The organism is Mycobacterium bourgelatii (assembly GCF_010723575.1).
GTDB lineage: Bacteria > Actinomycetota > Actinomycetes > Mycobacteriales > Mycobacteriaceae > Mycobacterium > Mycobacterium bourgelatii.
In genome coordinates this window covers 5779281-5793423 of sequence record NZ_BLKZ01000001.1, presented here as the reverse complement: position 1 = coordinate 5793423, position 14143 = coordinate 5779281, and the positions used below count along the sequence as shown (strand labels likewise).

14 protein-coding genes are annotated in these 14143 nt (G+C 64.2%); 11 read left to right on the top strand and 3 right to left on the bottom strand.

The genetic code is table 11. The features are described 5' to 3' along the window. Positions 1 to 46 precede the first annotated feature (46 nt). Genes G6N68_RS24940 through G6N68_RS24895 form a run of 10 tightly spaced genes read left to right on the top strand, consistent with a single transcriptional unit; the run spans position 47 to position 10573 of the window. Entirely contained in the window at positions 47 to 811 is a 765-nt protein-coding gene (locus tag G6N68_RS24940; protein WP_069421303.1) for an MlaE family ABC transporter permease, read from the top strand. Between the two features lie 54 nt (positions 812 to 865). Then, on the top strand, positions 866 to 1708 hold the full coding sequence (locus tag G6N68_RS24935; RefSeq protein WP_163717925.1) for an MlaE family ABC transporter permease: 843 nt from the start codon (positions 866 to 868) through the stop codon (positions 1706 to 1708). A 6-nt stretch (positions 1709 to 1714) separates the two neighbouring features. Then, complete coding sequence (locus G6N68_RS24930) at positions 1715 to 2926, top strand: MCE family protein (RefSeq protein WP_163717923.1); 1212 nt, start codon at positions 1715 to 1717, stop codon at positions 2924 to 2926. Continuing rightward, positions 2926 to 3978 carry an MCE family protein gene (locus G6N68_RS24925; protein WP_163717921.1) on the top strand — a complete coding sequence of 351 codons (1053 nt, stop codon included), beginning with the start codon at positions 2926 to 2928 and terminating at the stop codon, positions 3976 to 3978. The genes G6N68_RS24930 and G6N68_RS24925 overlap by 1 nt, the downstream gene beginning before the upstream one ends. After that, complete coding sequence (locus tag G6N68_RS24920; protein ID WP_163717919.1) at positions 3968 to 5032, top strand: MCE family protein; 1065 nt, start codon at positions 3968 to 3970, stop codon at positions 5030 to 5032. Before G6N68_RS24925 ends, G6N68_RS24920 begins: the two co-directional genes overlap by 11 nt. Continuing rightward, on the top strand, positions 5029 to 6453 hold the full coding sequence (locus G6N68_RS24915; RefSeq protein WP_163717916.1) for a virulence factor Mce family protein: 1425 nt from the start codon (positions 5029 to 5031) through the stop codon (positions 6451 to 6453). Before G6N68_RS24920 ends, G6N68_RS24915 begins: the two co-directional genes overlap by 4 nt. Further along, entirely contained in the window at positions 6450 to 7607 is a 1158-nt protein-coding gene (locus tag G6N68_RS24910; RefSeq protein WP_163717914.1) for an MCE family protein, read from the top strand. Before G6N68_RS24915 ends, G6N68_RS24910 begins: the two co-directional genes overlap by 4 nt. Before the next feature lie 11 nt (positions 7608 to 7618). Continuing rightward, a complete protein-coding gene (locus G6N68_RS24905; protein ID WP_163717912.1) occupies positions 7619 to 9292 on the top strand; it encodes a virulence factor Mce family protein in 1674 nt (557 codons plus the stop codon). 24 nt (positions 9293 to 9316) lie between these two features. After that, positions 9317 to 10069 (top strand): Rv1363c family protein, encoded by a 753-nt coding sequence (locus tag G6N68_RS24900; protein ID WP_163717910.1) that lies wholly within the window; start codon positions 9317 to 9319, stop codon positions 10067 to 10069. Positions 10070 to 10090: 21 nt separating this feature from the next. Beyond that, positions 10091 to 10573, top strand: coding sequence for a mammalian cell entry protein (locus G6N68_RS24895; RefSeq protein WP_163718931.1), 483 nt, complete (start codon positions 10091 to 10093; stop codon positions 10571 to 10573). Between the two features lie 11 nt (positions 10574 to 10584). Here G6N68_RS24895 and G6N68_RS24890 read toward each other — a convergent pair whose 3' ends face one another. From G6N68_RS24890 to G6N68_RS24880, 3 genes are all read right to left on the bottom strand, one after another. Next, a complete protein-coding gene (locus G6N68_RS24890) occupies positions 10585 to 11163 on the bottom strand; it encodes a hypothetical protein (protein ID WP_163717908.1) in 579 nt (192 codons plus the stop codon). Positions 11164 to 11275: 112 nt separating this feature from the next. Beyond that, positions 11276 to 12808, bottom strand: coding sequence for an alpha,alpha-trehalose-phosphate synthase (UDP-forming) (locus G6N68_RS24885; protein WP_240355619.1), 1533 nt, complete (start codon positions 12806 to 12808; stop codon positions 11276 to 11278). Further along, positions 12808 to 12972, bottom strand: a complete 165-nt coding sequence (locus G6N68_RS24880; RefSeq protein ID WP_163717906.1) for a hypothetical protein — start codon at positions 12970 to 12972, stop codon at positions 12808 to 12810. The genes G6N68_RS24885 and G6N68_RS24880 overlap by 1 nt, the downstream gene beginning before the upstream one ends. A 175-nt stretch (positions 12973 to 13147) precedes the next feature. Here G6N68_RS24880 and G6N68_RS24875 point away from each other — a divergent pair, with 175 nt between their 5' ends. After that, positions 13148 to 14089 carry an enoyl-CoA hydratase gene (locus G6N68_RS24875; protein ID WP_163717904.1) on the top strand — a complete coding sequence of 314 codons (942 nt, stop codon included), beginning with the start codon at positions 13148 to 13150 and terminating at the stop codon, positions 14087 to 14089. Positions 14090 to 14143 lie beyond the last annotated feature (54 nt).

The following is a 14143-nucleotide window of genomic DNA, read 5'->3' as shown; positions in this document are numbered from 1 at the left end:
GGAAATCCGTAGAGTTCGCCGTAAGCAGGAGACGGGGGTAACCACGTTGATCCAACGTCTTGCGGTCCCCGCCCGGGCTGTCGGTGGATTTTTCGAGATGTCGATGGAAACCGCTCGCGCGGCTTTCCGACGGCCCTTCCAGTTCCGCGAATTCCTGGATCAGACCTGGATGGTCGCCCGAGTTTCGCTGGTCCCGACGCTGCTGGTGTCCATACCGTTCACGGTGCTGGTGGCGTTCACCCTGAACATCCTGCTGCGCGAAATCGGTGCCGCCGACTTGTCCGGTGCCGGAACGGCATTCGGCACCATCACCCAGTTGGGCCCGGTCGTGACGGTGCTGGTGGTCGCCGGTGCCGGTGCCACCGCGATCTGCGCCGACTTGGGCGCCCGCACCATTCGCGAGGAGATCGACGCGATGCGGGTGCTCGGCATCGACCCGATCCAAAGGCTTGTCGTCCCCAGAGTTTTGGCGTCGACGCTGGTTGCGTTGCTGCTCAACGGTTTGGTCTGTGCCATCGGTCTATCCGGTGGCTATGTTTTTTCGGTGTTCCTTCAGGGCGTGAACCCGGGCGCATTCATCAACGGGCTGACGGTGCTCACCGGACTTCGCGAGCTGATCCTCGCTGAAGTCAAGGCATTGCTGTTCGGTGTGATGGCCGGGTTGGTCGGTTGCTACCGCGGTCTGACCGTCAAGGGCGGACCCAAGGGCGTCGGAAACGCGGTCAACGAAACGGTCGTGTACGCATTCATCTGCCTCTTCGTGATCAACGTCGTCATGACGGCCATCGGCGTACGAATTTCGGCCAAGTAGAGCAGGTAGAGGCGGAGTAACGAACGATGGCGGCCAAGCGATGGTGATCATGGGATGAGCTACGACACCACCTTTCGCTTCCGTCGTATTTTGTCGAGGCTGCAGGGGCCGGTCGACGGCTTTGGCGAGCAGGCGCTGTTCTACGGCGAGACCATGCGCTACATCCCCAATGCGATTACCCGCTACCGTAAGGAGACCATCCGGCTGGTTGCCGAGATGACGCTCGGTGCCGGAGCGCTGGTCATGATCGGCGGGACGGTCGGCGTGGCGGCTTTCCTGACGCTGGCTTCCGGTGGCGTCATTGCGGTGCAGGGTTATTCGTCGCTGGGCAACATCGGCATCGAAGCCCTGACCGGATTCCTGTCGGCCTTCCTCAACGTGCGGGTGGTTGCGCCCGTCATTGCCGGCATCGCGCTGGCCGCCACGATTGGCGCCGGCGCAACAGCTCAACTGGGCGCAATGCGGGTTTCCGAGGAGATCGATGCCGTCGAATGCATGGCGGTGCACTCGGTGTCGTACTTGGTGTCCACCCGGCTGATCGCGGGCCTGATCGCGATCATTCCGCTGTATTCGCTATCGGTGCTGGCGGCGTTCTTTGCCGCCCGGTTCACCACGGTTTTTGTCAACGGTCAGTCTGCGGGTCTGTACGACCACTACTTCAATACCTTCCTCATACCATCCGACCTGCTGTGGTCGTTCCTGCAAGCGATCGTGATGTCCATCGCGGTGATGCTGGTGCACACCTACTACGGCTATAACGCGACCGGCGGTTCGGTGGGCGTCGGCATCGCGGTCGGGCAAGCCGTGCGCACTTCCCTGATCGTCGTCGTGGTAATTACTCTGTTCATCTCGCTGGCGGTCTACGGCTCGCAAGGCAACTTCAATCTGTCTGGATAAGGAACGATGGCCAACACCGGATCACGACGTACCGCAGCGCGGATAGCCGCTGCGGTACTGGCCGGTCTGATCGTCGCGTTCGTGGCCATCACGTTTCTGTCGTACACCGCGGCCTTCACCCCGACGGACACCGTGACCGTCAAAACGCCGCGAGCCGGCCTGGTGATGGAGAAGGGCGCCAAGGTCAAGTTCCGTGGCGTACAGGTCGGCACGGTTGAAGAGATCAGCTACGTCGACGAGACGGCCACGCTGACTCTGGCGATCCGTAGCGGCGAGATGCGGTTCATACCGGCCAACGCCAAGGTGCACATCGGCGGAAACACCATCTTTGGGGCCAAGTCGGTCGAGTTCATCGAGCCGGACGGGGACAAGGGCAAGAATGTTCCCAAGCTGCGTCCGAATTCGACCGTGCAGGCGTCGGAGGTGCAGCTGGAAGTCAACACGTTGTTCCAGTCGCTGCTCGACGTGCTGCACAAGGTCGACCCCGTCGAACTGAACGGAACGCTGAGCGCCCTGTCCGAAGGCCTCCGCGGTCACGGCGACGACTTGGGAGCGCTGCTGTCCGGGCTGAATACCTTGACGCGGCAAGCGAACCCGAAGTTGCCCGCCTTGCAAGAGGACTTCCGCCTTGCGGGACTCGCCACCGGCTACTATGGCGATGCCGCCTCCGACCTGAACACCGTGCTGGGCAACCTGCCGACGATCAGCAAGACCCTGGTCGACCAGGAGAGCAACCTCAACGACACGTTGTTGGCCGCAATCGGCCTGGCCAACAACGGCTATGACACGTTGGCACCGGCGGAAGAGGACCTCATCGCCGCGATCCAACGGCTGCGCGCCCCGCTCAAGGTGGCTGCCGACTACTCTCCGGAATTCGGTTGCTTCTTCGGCAGTGTCGATCGCGGTATCAAGGAGTTCGCGCCGTTGATCGGTGTCCGCAAGGCGGGTCTGTTCACCTCGTCGAGCTTCGTCATCGGCGCGCCGTCCTACACCTACCCGGAGAGCCTGCCGATCGTTAACGGAACCGGCGGCCCGAACTGCCGAGGGTTGCCCAACATCCCGAACAAGCAAACCGGCGGGTCGTTCTACCGGGCTCCCTTCCTGGTCACCGACAACGCCCTGGTTCCTTACGAGCCGTACACCGAGTTGCAAGTCGATGCGCCCTCGACGCTGCAGTTCCTGTTCCACGGTGCCTTCGCAGAACGGGACGACTTCTGATGTCCGAAGGCGGTTACGAATCCAAGAGTGTGATGATGACCAAGGTCGGCATCTTCACGGTGGTGATGTTGCTGGTCAGCGCCGCCCTGGTGATCGTGTTCGGCGACTTCCGGTTCGGTCCGCAAAGCACCTACCACGCAACGTTTCTGGATGCGTCCCGGCTGAAGGGTGGCCAGAAGGTGCGCATCGCCGGTGTCCCCGTCGGCGCGGTCAAGGGGGTCAAGCTCAACCCCGACAACACCATTGACGTCGAATTCGGGATCGACAAGCGCTACCAGCTGTACACGTCGTCGCGGGCGATCATCCGCTACGAAAACCTGGTCGGCGACCGGTTTTTGGAGATCACCTCGGGTCCGGGTGAGCTGAAGAAGCTCAACCCGGGCGGCACCATCGACTCCCGGCACACCCAGCCCGCATTGGATCTCGACGCGCTGCTGGGCGGGCTCAAGCCGGTGCTGAAGGGCTTGGACGCGGACAAGATCAACACCCTGAGCAACGCCGTCATCGAGTTGCTGCAGGGCCAAGGTGGGGCACTGTCCAAGGTGCTTTCCGACACCAGCGCCTTCTCGACGTCGCTGGCCAGACGCGACCAACTCATCGGCGACGTGATCACCAACCTCAATACTGTGCTGGGGACCGTCGATTCACGCAGCGAGCAATTCGCGGCCAGCGTCGACCAGCTGCAGGAACTGATCGACGGCCTGGCCAAGAACAAGGACGTCATCGCCAGCGCGATCCCCCCGCTGGCCTCGACGACGACGGATCTGACTGAGCTGCTTCAGAATTCGCGTCGGCCGCTGCAGGGAGTGCTGGAAAACGCGCGACCGCTGGCCACCGAGCTGGACAACCGCAAGGAAGAGATCAACAACGACGTCGAGCAACTGGCCGAGGACTACCTGCGTCTTTCAGCGCTCGGCGCCTACGGATCGTTCTTCAACATCTACTTCTGCTCGGTGACGATCAAGATCAACGGTCCGGCCGGTGGTGACCTCCTGATCCCGTTCGGTGGTCCGGTGGATCCCAGCAAAGGAAGGTGCGCCTTTGCCAAATAGCAAGCGAGACACAGACCCATTACGCACCGGCACCATCGGCCTGGTCGTCGTCGTCTGCGTCGTCCTCATCTCTTTTGGGTACGCGTCGCTGCCGTTCTTCCCGCAAGGCAAGACTTACGACGCTTACTTCAGCGACGCCGCCGGCATCCGCCCCGGCAATTCGGTTCTGGTGTCGGGCTTCAAGGTGGGCAAGGTTTCCGAGGTGAGTCTGGCCGGCGACACCGCCAAGGTCAGCTTCACCGTCGACCGCAACGTCGTCATCGGCGACCAGTCATTGGCGGCGATCCGAACCGACACCATCCTGGGCGAGCGTTCCGTCTCGATCAGTCCGGCCGGCAGCGGCCGCGCGACGTCGATTCCGGTGACCCGGACGACGACGCCGTACACGCTCGCCGGGGCGCTCGACGATCTGGGTGAGGCCGCCAACGGCATTGTTGACAAGCCAACTTTCGAGCGGGCGCTGAAGGTCCTCACCGATACGTTGCACGACGCCACGCCCAACCTGCGTGGCGCCCTGGACGGCCTGACCTCCTTGTCCCGCACGTTGAACACCCGCGACGAGGCGCTACAGGGCCTGCTGGCCCACGCGAAAAATGTCACCGGAGTGCTGTCCGATCGCGCCGCCCAGGTCAACAAGCTGATCGACCAGGGCAACGAGCTGTTTGCCGCGCTCGACGAGCGGCGGGCCGCGCTGAGCGCGCTGATCGCCGGCATCGACGACCTCTCGGCCCAGCTCTCGGGTTTCGTGGCTGACAACCGCAAGGAGTTCGGCCCCGCACTGAGCAAGCTGAACCAGGTGATCGGCAACCTCAACGAGCGCAAGGAGTTCATCACCGAGGCGCTCAAGCGTTTGCCGCCGTACGCGACCTCGCTGGGTGAAGTGGTCAGCTCCGGACCGGGCTTCAACGTCAACGTCTACGGCGCCATCCCGGCACCGCTGGTCGCGTCCATGTTCGACTTCTTCTACCAGCCGGGCAAGCTGCCCGACAGCCTCGCCGACTACCTGCGCGGAATGATCCAAGAGCGCTGGACTATCAGGCCGAAGTCGCCATGACGACAAAGCAGCGTTTCGGCAGCAAAGGGCTGCGTACGGTCGCCATCGTCGTGCTGGTCGCGGCGCTGGTGGGTGGTGCCTACGTGCTGTGGTCCGCGGGCGACAGCGGCCGAAAGATCACGGCTTACTTCACCTCTGCCGTCGGGATCTATCCCGGAGACGAGGTCCGTGTCCTCGGCGTTCCGGTGGGCGAGATCGAGTCGATCGAGCCGCGCCCGAAGGACGTCAAGATCGTCATGAACGTGTCCAAAGACGTCAAGCTGCCCGCGAACGTCAAGGCCGTGATCATGTCGCCAAACCTGGTGGCGGCGCGGTTCATTCAGCTTTCGCCGACGTACAGCGGGGGAGCGTCACTGCCGGACGGCGCCAGCATCGACCTCACCCGCACCGCCGTCCCGGTGGAGTGGGACGAGGTCAAGAGGGCACTGACCAATCTGTCCAAGAAGCTCGGCCCCACCGCCGAGGGGCTGCAGGGTCCGCTGGAACAGGTGATCAACCAGGCCGCCAACACCCTTGACGGCGCGGGCGATTCGTTCCACAGCGCGTTGCAGGAGCTCTCGGTGGTCGCCGGGCGGTTGGGGGATTCGCGCAGCGACATTTTCAGCACGGTCAAGAACCTGCAGATCCTGGTCGACGCGCTGGCCGCGAGTAACGAACAGATCGTGCAGTTCGCCGGGCACGTGGCTTCGGTGTCGCAGGTGCTGGCCGACAGCTCGCAAAACCTGGACAACACACTGGGGACGCTGAACCAGGCGTTGTCGGACATCCGCGGTTTCCTGCACGAGAACAACTCGACATTGATCGAAACCGTCGATCAGCTCAGCACTTTCACCACGACGCTGTCCGACCAGAGCGAGAACATCGAGCAGGTGTTGCACGTGGCCGGCCCCGGGATCAGCAATTTCTACAACATTTATGACCCCGCGCAGGGCACTCTGAACGGTCTGCTGTCGTTGCCGAACTTCATGAACCCGGTGCAGTTCATCTGCGGCGGCTCGTTCGAGACGGCGGGCGGTCCGTCGGCCCCCGACTACTTCCGGCGCGCGGAGCTGTGCCGCGAGCGCCTCGGGCCGGTGCTGCGCCGCCTCACCGTCAACTACCCGCCGGTGATGTTCCACCCGCTCAACACCATTACCGCGTACAAGGGCCAGATCATTTACGACTCCCCGGCCACCCAGGCCAAGGCGCAGACACCGGTTCCGGAGTTGACCTGGATACCGGCGCAGGGGACCGGACAACAGCCCGCCCAGAGCAACCAGACCGACTTGCAGAGCCTGTTCGTTCCGCAGAACCCAGGATCCCCGCCCGGGTACGGTCCGGCGCCGGGTCCCGTGCCCGCGGCCCCGGCCAATGCCGGCGCCGCACCCGGGCCCGCCCACAACCCAGCGCCGTTGCCGGCCGAGCAAGGAGGTGGCGGGTGAAACGACTGTTGTTGCGGGGCAGCGTATTTGCCGCCAGCAGCGTGCTGCTCGCCGGTTGCAGTTTCGGCGGATTGAACTCGCTGTCCATGCCCGGCACCGCCGGCCATGGCAAAGGTGCGTACTCGATCACCGTCGAGCTGGAAGACATGTCGACGTTGCCGCAGAACTCGCCGGTCATGGTCGACGATGTCACCGTGGGCAGTGTCGCCGGCGTGACGGCCGAGCAGCGAGTCGACGGATCGTTCTACGCCGCGGTCAAGTTGGCGCTGGACAAGAACGTCAAGCTGCCGGAGAACTCGATCGCCGCGGTCGCCCAGACGTCGTTGTTGGGTTCGCTGCACATCGAGCTGAAAGCGCCGAAGAACAAGGGCGACTGGAAGGGCAAGCTGCACGACGGTTCGGTCATCAGAGAGGCCAACACCAGCAAGTTCCCCACCACCGAGGAGGTGTTCTCCGCCCTCGGCGTGGTGGTCAACAAGGGCAATGTCGGTGCGCTGGAAGAGATCACCGAGGAGACGTACCGGGCGGTGGCCGGGCGCACGGGTGAGTTCAAGGACTTGATACCCAGGCTCGCCGAGCTGACCGAGGGGCTCAACAAGCAGGTCAACGACATCATCGCCGCGCTCGATGGGTTGAACCGATTCTCCTCAATCCTGGCCCGCGACAAGGACAATCTGGGTCGAGCCCTGGATTCGCTGCCGGCCGCACTCAAGGTCCTCAACAGGAGCCGGAACAACATCGTCGCCGCCTTCGCCGCGCTCCGGCGGCTGGCGATGGTCACCTCGCACGTGCTTTCCCAGATCAAGTCGGACTTCGCCGCCGACCTCAAAGACGCCTACTCGGTGGTCAAGGCGCTCAACGACTCCAAGAAAGACTTTGTCACGTCGTTGCAGATATTGCTGACGTTCCCGTTCCCCAACTTCGGCATCAAGCAGGCGGTCCGCGGGGATTACTTGAACGTCTACACCACGTTCGACCTGACGCTGCGCCGGATCGGTGAAACGTTCTTCACCACGTCCTATGCGCTCGACCCGAACATGATGCACATGGACGAGATCCTCAATCCGCCAGACTGGTTGATCGGCTCGATGGCCAACCTGTCCGGGCAGGCCGCCGACCCGTTCAAGATCCCGCCCGGCACGGCGAAACAGTAGGGGGCGGGGAGATGATCGACAGACTTACCAAGATCCAGCTATCGATCTTCGCGGTGATCACCGTGATCACCCTGGCTGTCATGGGCATCTTCTATCTGCGCTTGCCCGCCACGTTCGGCATTGGCACCTACCAGGTGAGCGCGGACTTCGTCGGCGCGGGCGGCCTGTACAAGAGCGCCAACGTCACCTATCGCGGCGTCGCCGTCGGACGGGTGGAGTCGGTCGAGCTGAGCGACACCGGCGTCGTCGCCACGATGCGGCTCAACAGCGGCACTCCCATTCCGTCCAACGTCAAGGCGACGGTCAGGAGCGTGTCGGCCATCGGCGAGCAGTACATCGACCTCGTGCCGCCGGACAATCCGGCGTCTAGCAAGTTGCGCAACGGATCCAAGATCGACCTGCAAAACACCGAGATCCCCCAAGACGTTGCCGAGTTGCTCGGGCAGGCCGAAACGCTCGTCAACAGCCTGGGTAACACCAAGTTGAGCGAGCTGCTGCACGAGGCGTTCGTCGCGACCAACGGCACCGGCCCGGAACTGGCCAGGTTGGTTGAATCGGCGCGGCTGCTGGTGGACGAGGCCAACACGAATTACCCGCAGGTTGCCCAACTGATCGATCAGCTCGGTCCATTCCTGGAGACCAACGTCCGCGCCGGGGGTGACATCAAGTCGCTGGCCGATGGGTTGGCCCGGTTCACCTCCGAGCTACGGCGGGCCGACACACAGCTTCGCGACACCCTGGCCACCGCGCCGGGCGCCATCGACGAGGCCAACACCGCGTTCAGCGGGATCCGTCCGTCCTTCCCGATGCTGGCCGCCAGCCTGGCCAACCTGGGCCGAGTCGGCGTGATCTACAACAAGACGATCGAACATCTGCTGGTCACCTTCCCCGCGTTGTTCGCCGCGATCATCACCTCCGCCGGCGGCCAGCCGCAGGACGAGGGCGCCAAGCTGGACTTCAAGCTCGACCTCAACGACCCGCCACCCTGCAACACCGGCTTTCTGCCGCCGCCCTTGATGCGTACGCCCGCCGACGAGACGCTGCGTGAGCTGCCCACGGACCTGTACTGCAAGGCGGCGCAGAACGCCCCGACCGCTGTACGCGGTGCCCGCAACTACCCGTGCCAGGAGTTCCCCGGCAAACGGGCGCCGACGGTTCAGCTGTGTCGTGACCCAAGGGGCTTCGTCCCGATCGGTAGCAACCCCTGGCGCGGTCCGCCGATCCCGTACGACACCCCGGTCACCAATGGGCTGAACATCCTGCCGCCCAACCACTTCCCGTACGTTCCGCCGGAGGCTGATCCGGACCCGGGTATTCCCATCGTGGGTCCGCCACCGCCCGGCGTGACGCCCGGCCCGGGGCCGGCTCCCCATCAGCCGGCGTACGACCCGCCGCCCCCCAACGACACGCTGCCACCGGCGGGCAATCCAGCGTGGATGCCGCCCAACTATCCGCCGGTGCCTCCGCAGCTTCCGTACCCGAAGTACCTCCCGCCGCCGGGACCGCCGTTGGGCACGGGGCCGGCGGAACCCCAGGCCAGCGGCGCGCTTTTTGCGCCGTATGACCCGAAGACCGGGGAGTTCAAGGACCCGGCGGGTGGCACCGGTATCTTCGCGTCGGGGCGGGTTGGTGCATCCAGTGCCGAGAACTGGGTGGACCTTATGCTTGCCCCGCAGCCGATGTAGCGGCCTGAGTAAGAGGCGTAGTTAGTGCAAACAGAAGTGCCAGAACAGTCGGTGTCCCGACGCGTACGCAGACGGGCATCCCGTCCGGCGGGCCCGGCGAAGAGCACGTCCACCGATACGGCTGCGGCCGAATCCGAGGTCGCTGAGAACATCGAGGCCACGGTCACGGTGGAGATTCCGGCGGAGTTCAAGAGCCAAACCGCGCGGAAATCCAAGACGGCCAAGACTTCTTTGTCGGTCCGGCCGCCGGCACGGCGGCCTGCGAACCGCCGCCTGGTCGGCTGGATCTCGCTGGCGGCGGCGTTGCTGGCGATCGCCGGGCTGAGCTGGGGCGGGTTCGTGCTCGTCGAGCAGCAGCGCGACGCGACCGCTCGGCATGCGCGCGAACAGCGCTTCGTCGACACCGCGACCCAGACGGTGGTCAACATGTTCAGCTACACGCCGGACACCATCGATGAGTCGGTCAAACGGTTCGTCGACGGCACCAGTGGGCCGTTGCACGCCATGCTCAGCTCCAACAACAACGCCGAGAACCTCAAAGCCCTGTTCCGGTCGACCCAGGCGACGTCCGAGGCCGTCATCAACGGGGCCGCGCTGGAAGGGATCGACACGGTCAGCTCCACCGCGTCCGTGCTGGTCTCGGTGCGGGTGACGGTGGCCGACATCGACGGTGTCAACAAGCCGTCGATGCCGTACCGGCTCCGGGTCATCGTCCATGAGGACGACACTGGCAAGATGACCAGTTACGACCTGAAGTATCCAGACGGAGGTAACTAGGTGGGTGGCACGCGGCGGTGGTTGCGCTGGGTGATCACCGCCGCCGGTAGCCTGCTGGTCGCCATCATCATCGGGTTGTCCGCCGTCGGCGGGTGGTTCTACTGGGACCGAGTGGAGACCCGGGGCGAGGAAGCGGCGCGCGCCGTGCTGCCTCAGCTGGCGGCAAAAGAGATTCCCCAAGTCTTCGCCTACGACTACCAGACCGTCGAACGCAGCCTGAGCGCGGCGTACCCGCTGCTGACGCCCGACTACCGGCAGGAATTCCAGAAGAGCGTCAACACCCAGATCATCCCCGAGGCCAAGAAGCGCGAGGTGGTGGTCCAGGCCAACGTCGTTGGTGTGGGAGTCATTAGCGCCAACCGCAATTCGGCATCGGTGATGGTCTACATGAATCGGACCGTCACCGACAAGACGCGCCAACCGCTCTACGACGGCAGCCGCCTACGAGTCGACTTCAAGCGGATCGAAGGTAAGTGGCTGATTTCCTACATCACGCCGATCTGAGCGTCACCCGCTCAGAAGCAGATCGCAATTTCGTTGCAGCGCAACGGGTAACGCTCGATCGGAACCGGCGGAGGAGCGACCAGCTGCAACGAAAACGGTTCCTTCTTCATGTCCGGCTGAAGGCCGCACACGGCGTCGTGCAATATGGTGTGCGTCCCGGAGAGTGTCTCGTTGTCGAACGCGTAGGTTTCGACTGACTCTGCGGTACCGCCGCCCGGACAGGTGACGCCTTGGTCCTTTCTGACCTGAAATGTCCACTGCAGACCCGTGAGTCGGGCCCGGCCGGTGTAGTTCTGCACCTTGTCCTGGTTGGTGATGGGGGCGTGGGCCGTCTGGCTCACCACGTTCACGAAACAGAAGTCGGCCATGATCTCCGGGTTGTCATAGTCCTTGTAGTAACGACTCCCGTTGACCTGATCGCAGATCACCCCGATCGTCCAGGTGGCCGGTACCCCAGGCCCATTGAAGACGTAGACACCGTCTGCCGGGGGCGCGACGGCGTGTGCCGGGGTGCCCGAATTCGCTGCCATGCCCACCGCGACGGCCGAGGAAACGCCGGCAAACGCGGCCAGCCCACGACGAACCTTCACCGGCCTCTCCTTTCGAATCCCTTCGAATCCCTTCGAGACTGCCTAATCCCGGAAAGCGCTGCTTCGAGTATCACAGCCATTCGACGCGAAAACCATGGCTATTGAAGGTCTTTTAGTCTTTCGGCCGGTCAGTGGGTCGCGCCTCGGACAGTACGTCCAGGAACGACCGCGCCCAGCGGTCCACGTCGTGCGCGAGCACCTGGCGACGCAGCGCCCGCATCCGTCGCCGACCTTCTTCGGGCGACTGATTGAGGGCCGCTTCGATGGCGTCCTTGACGCCTTCGAGGTCATGCGGGTTGACCAGGTAGGCCTGACGGAGTTCGGCTGCGGCACCGGTGAACTCGCTGAGCACTAGGGCGCCGCCCAGATCGCTGCGGCAGGCGACGTACTCCTTGGCCACCAGGTTCATCCCGTCGCGCAGCGGGGTGACCAGTGCGACGTCGGCCGCGACGAAGAATGCGATGAGTTCGTCGCGGGGTACCGGGCGGTGCAGGTAATGCACCACCGGGTGACCGACCTCGGCGTACTCGCCGTTGATGTGGCCGACCTCGCGCTCGATGTCGTGACGCAACAGCTGATAGCTTTCGACGCGCTCGCGGCTGGGGGTGGCCAGCTGGATCAGCACGGTGTCGTCGCGCTTCACCCGGCCCTCGGCGAGCAGCTCGGACAGGGCCTTCAGGCGTACGTCGATGCCCTTGGTGTAGTCGAGTCGGTCGACACCGAGCATCACCTTGCGCGGGTTGCCGAGCTCTTCGCGGATCTCGCGCGCTCGGCGCCGGATTTTGCGATCGCGCGCGGTTTGGTCCAGCGCGCCGGAATCGATCGAGATCGGGAAGGCGCCCACCCGGACGGTGCGGTTCTCGAGTTGCACCTCGCCGAAGCGCGAGCGAACCCCGACCGCCCCGCGCGAAGTCTCCGCGCCGGTGAGCCGACGGGACAGGAACAGGAAGTTCTGCGCCCCGCCTGCCAGGTGGAATCCCACCAGATCCGCGCCGAGCAGGCCGTCGATGATCTCGGTACGCCACGGCAACTGCATGAACAGTTCGATCGGCGGGAAGGGGATGTGCAGGAAGAAGCCGATGGTCAGGTCGGGTCGCAGCGACCGCAGCATCTTCGGGACGAGCTGCAACTGGTAATCCTGCACCCACACCACCGCGCCCTTGGCGGCCGCCCGTGACGTGGCCTCGGCGAACCGGCGGTTGACGTCGACGTAGCGGTCCCACCACTCGCGGTGGTAGATCGGCTTGACGATCACGTCGTGATACAGCGGCCACAGCGTCGCGTTGGAGAAGCCCTCGTAGTACTGCGCGACGTCGTCGGCGGACAGGCGCACGGGCTGCAGGGTGAGCTCTTCTTGGACTATCGGCTCTTCATCGCCGTCAATGACCCCGGGCCAGCCCACCCAGGCGCCGCGCCGACGGCGTAGCAGCGGCTCTAATGCAGTGACCAGCCCCCCCGGGCTGCGCTTCCAAGTGGTGGTGCCGTCCGGGAGCCGCTCCTGATCGACCGGCAACCGATTGGCCACCACCACAAAATCGGATTGTCCGGTGGTCTTGTCGGCTTTGCCGGCCTTAGGGGTCTTGACGGCCTTGGCGGCCTTAGCGGCCTTGGCGGCCTCCGTAGCCTGGCTCCCCTTGGAAGCCATTAGCTCTCGTGCTTCGCCGGTCCAATACCGAGCATGGATAGGAAAATGCGGCACTCGTCAGCATCGTTGGCATAGGCGGCGACTACTCGCCGCGCCTGGCTCGCGGTGCTGTCCGCCACCGGCTCCACTTCGCCGATATCCCCATGGTCAGTTTTGCTTGGCATTGTTTAACTCTAAGCCAAAGCGGTGTGCAAGCGCCTGCGACCACCGGTTTTCCCGTCTTGACGTGCGCCTGCCCGGCCCGCGCAGCGGAACGGCGGATCAACCCCCAGCGTCCGATCGCTTACACACTGGCCGTAATCTGTAAACAACCGATCGGACAAATACGAGGCAGGCGCAATGACACTCTCCGAGCAGGCCGGTGCTCAAGCGAAACCGGATGACTCAGACGCTGATCAGTCGGTGACCTACGAAACCCTGGACGAGGGTCGCATCGCGCGGATCTGGCTCAACCGGCCGGAAGAGCACAATGCGCAGAATCGCACGTTGCTGGTCCAGCTTGACGAGGCGTTCTTGCGCGCCGAGGCCGACGACACCGTGCGGGTGGTGATCCTGGCGGCGCGTGGCCGGAACTTCTCCGCCGGTCACGATCTTGGCTCCGACGCGGCGCTGGCGGAACGCAAGCCCGGGCCTACCCAGCATCCGACCTTCCGCTCCCACGGCGCCACCCTCGACCCGATCGTGGAGAAGTTGTACCACCAGGAATGGCACTACTTCTTCCAAAACACCTGCCGTTGGCGCGATTTGCGCAAGATCACGATTGCCCAGGTGCAGGGTAACGCGATTTCCGCGGGGTTGATGCTGATCTGGGCCTGCGACCTGATCGTGGCCGCGGACAACGCGCGGTTCAGCGACGTGGTCGCGGTGCGGTTGGGCATGCCCGGGGTCGAATACTATGCGCATCCTTGGGAATTCGGCCCGCGCAAGGCCAAAGAGCTGCTGCTGACCGGTGATTCGCTGGACGCTGACGAGGCGTATCGACTTGGCATGGTGTCCAAGGTGTTTCCGCTGGAGGAACTGTCGGAGAAGACCCTGGAATTCGCCCGGCGTATCGCCGAGCGGCCGACGATGGCGGCTTTGTTGGTCAAGGCGTCGGTCAACGCCGCGTCCGACGCGATGGGCTTCACCGAGGCGCTGCGCCACGCATTCCATGTGCACGAGCTGGGTCACGCGCACTGGGCGGCCCACAACGAGAACAGGTTCCCGGTCGGCTTGCCGCCCGACGTCGAGGACTGGCGGACCGCTAGGCCGACCAAGGTAGCGCGCCGGGATACGCCGTAGATACGTTCGTCGAACACCACCATGTGGCCAGCGTCGGCCGCATGGTTCGATGAG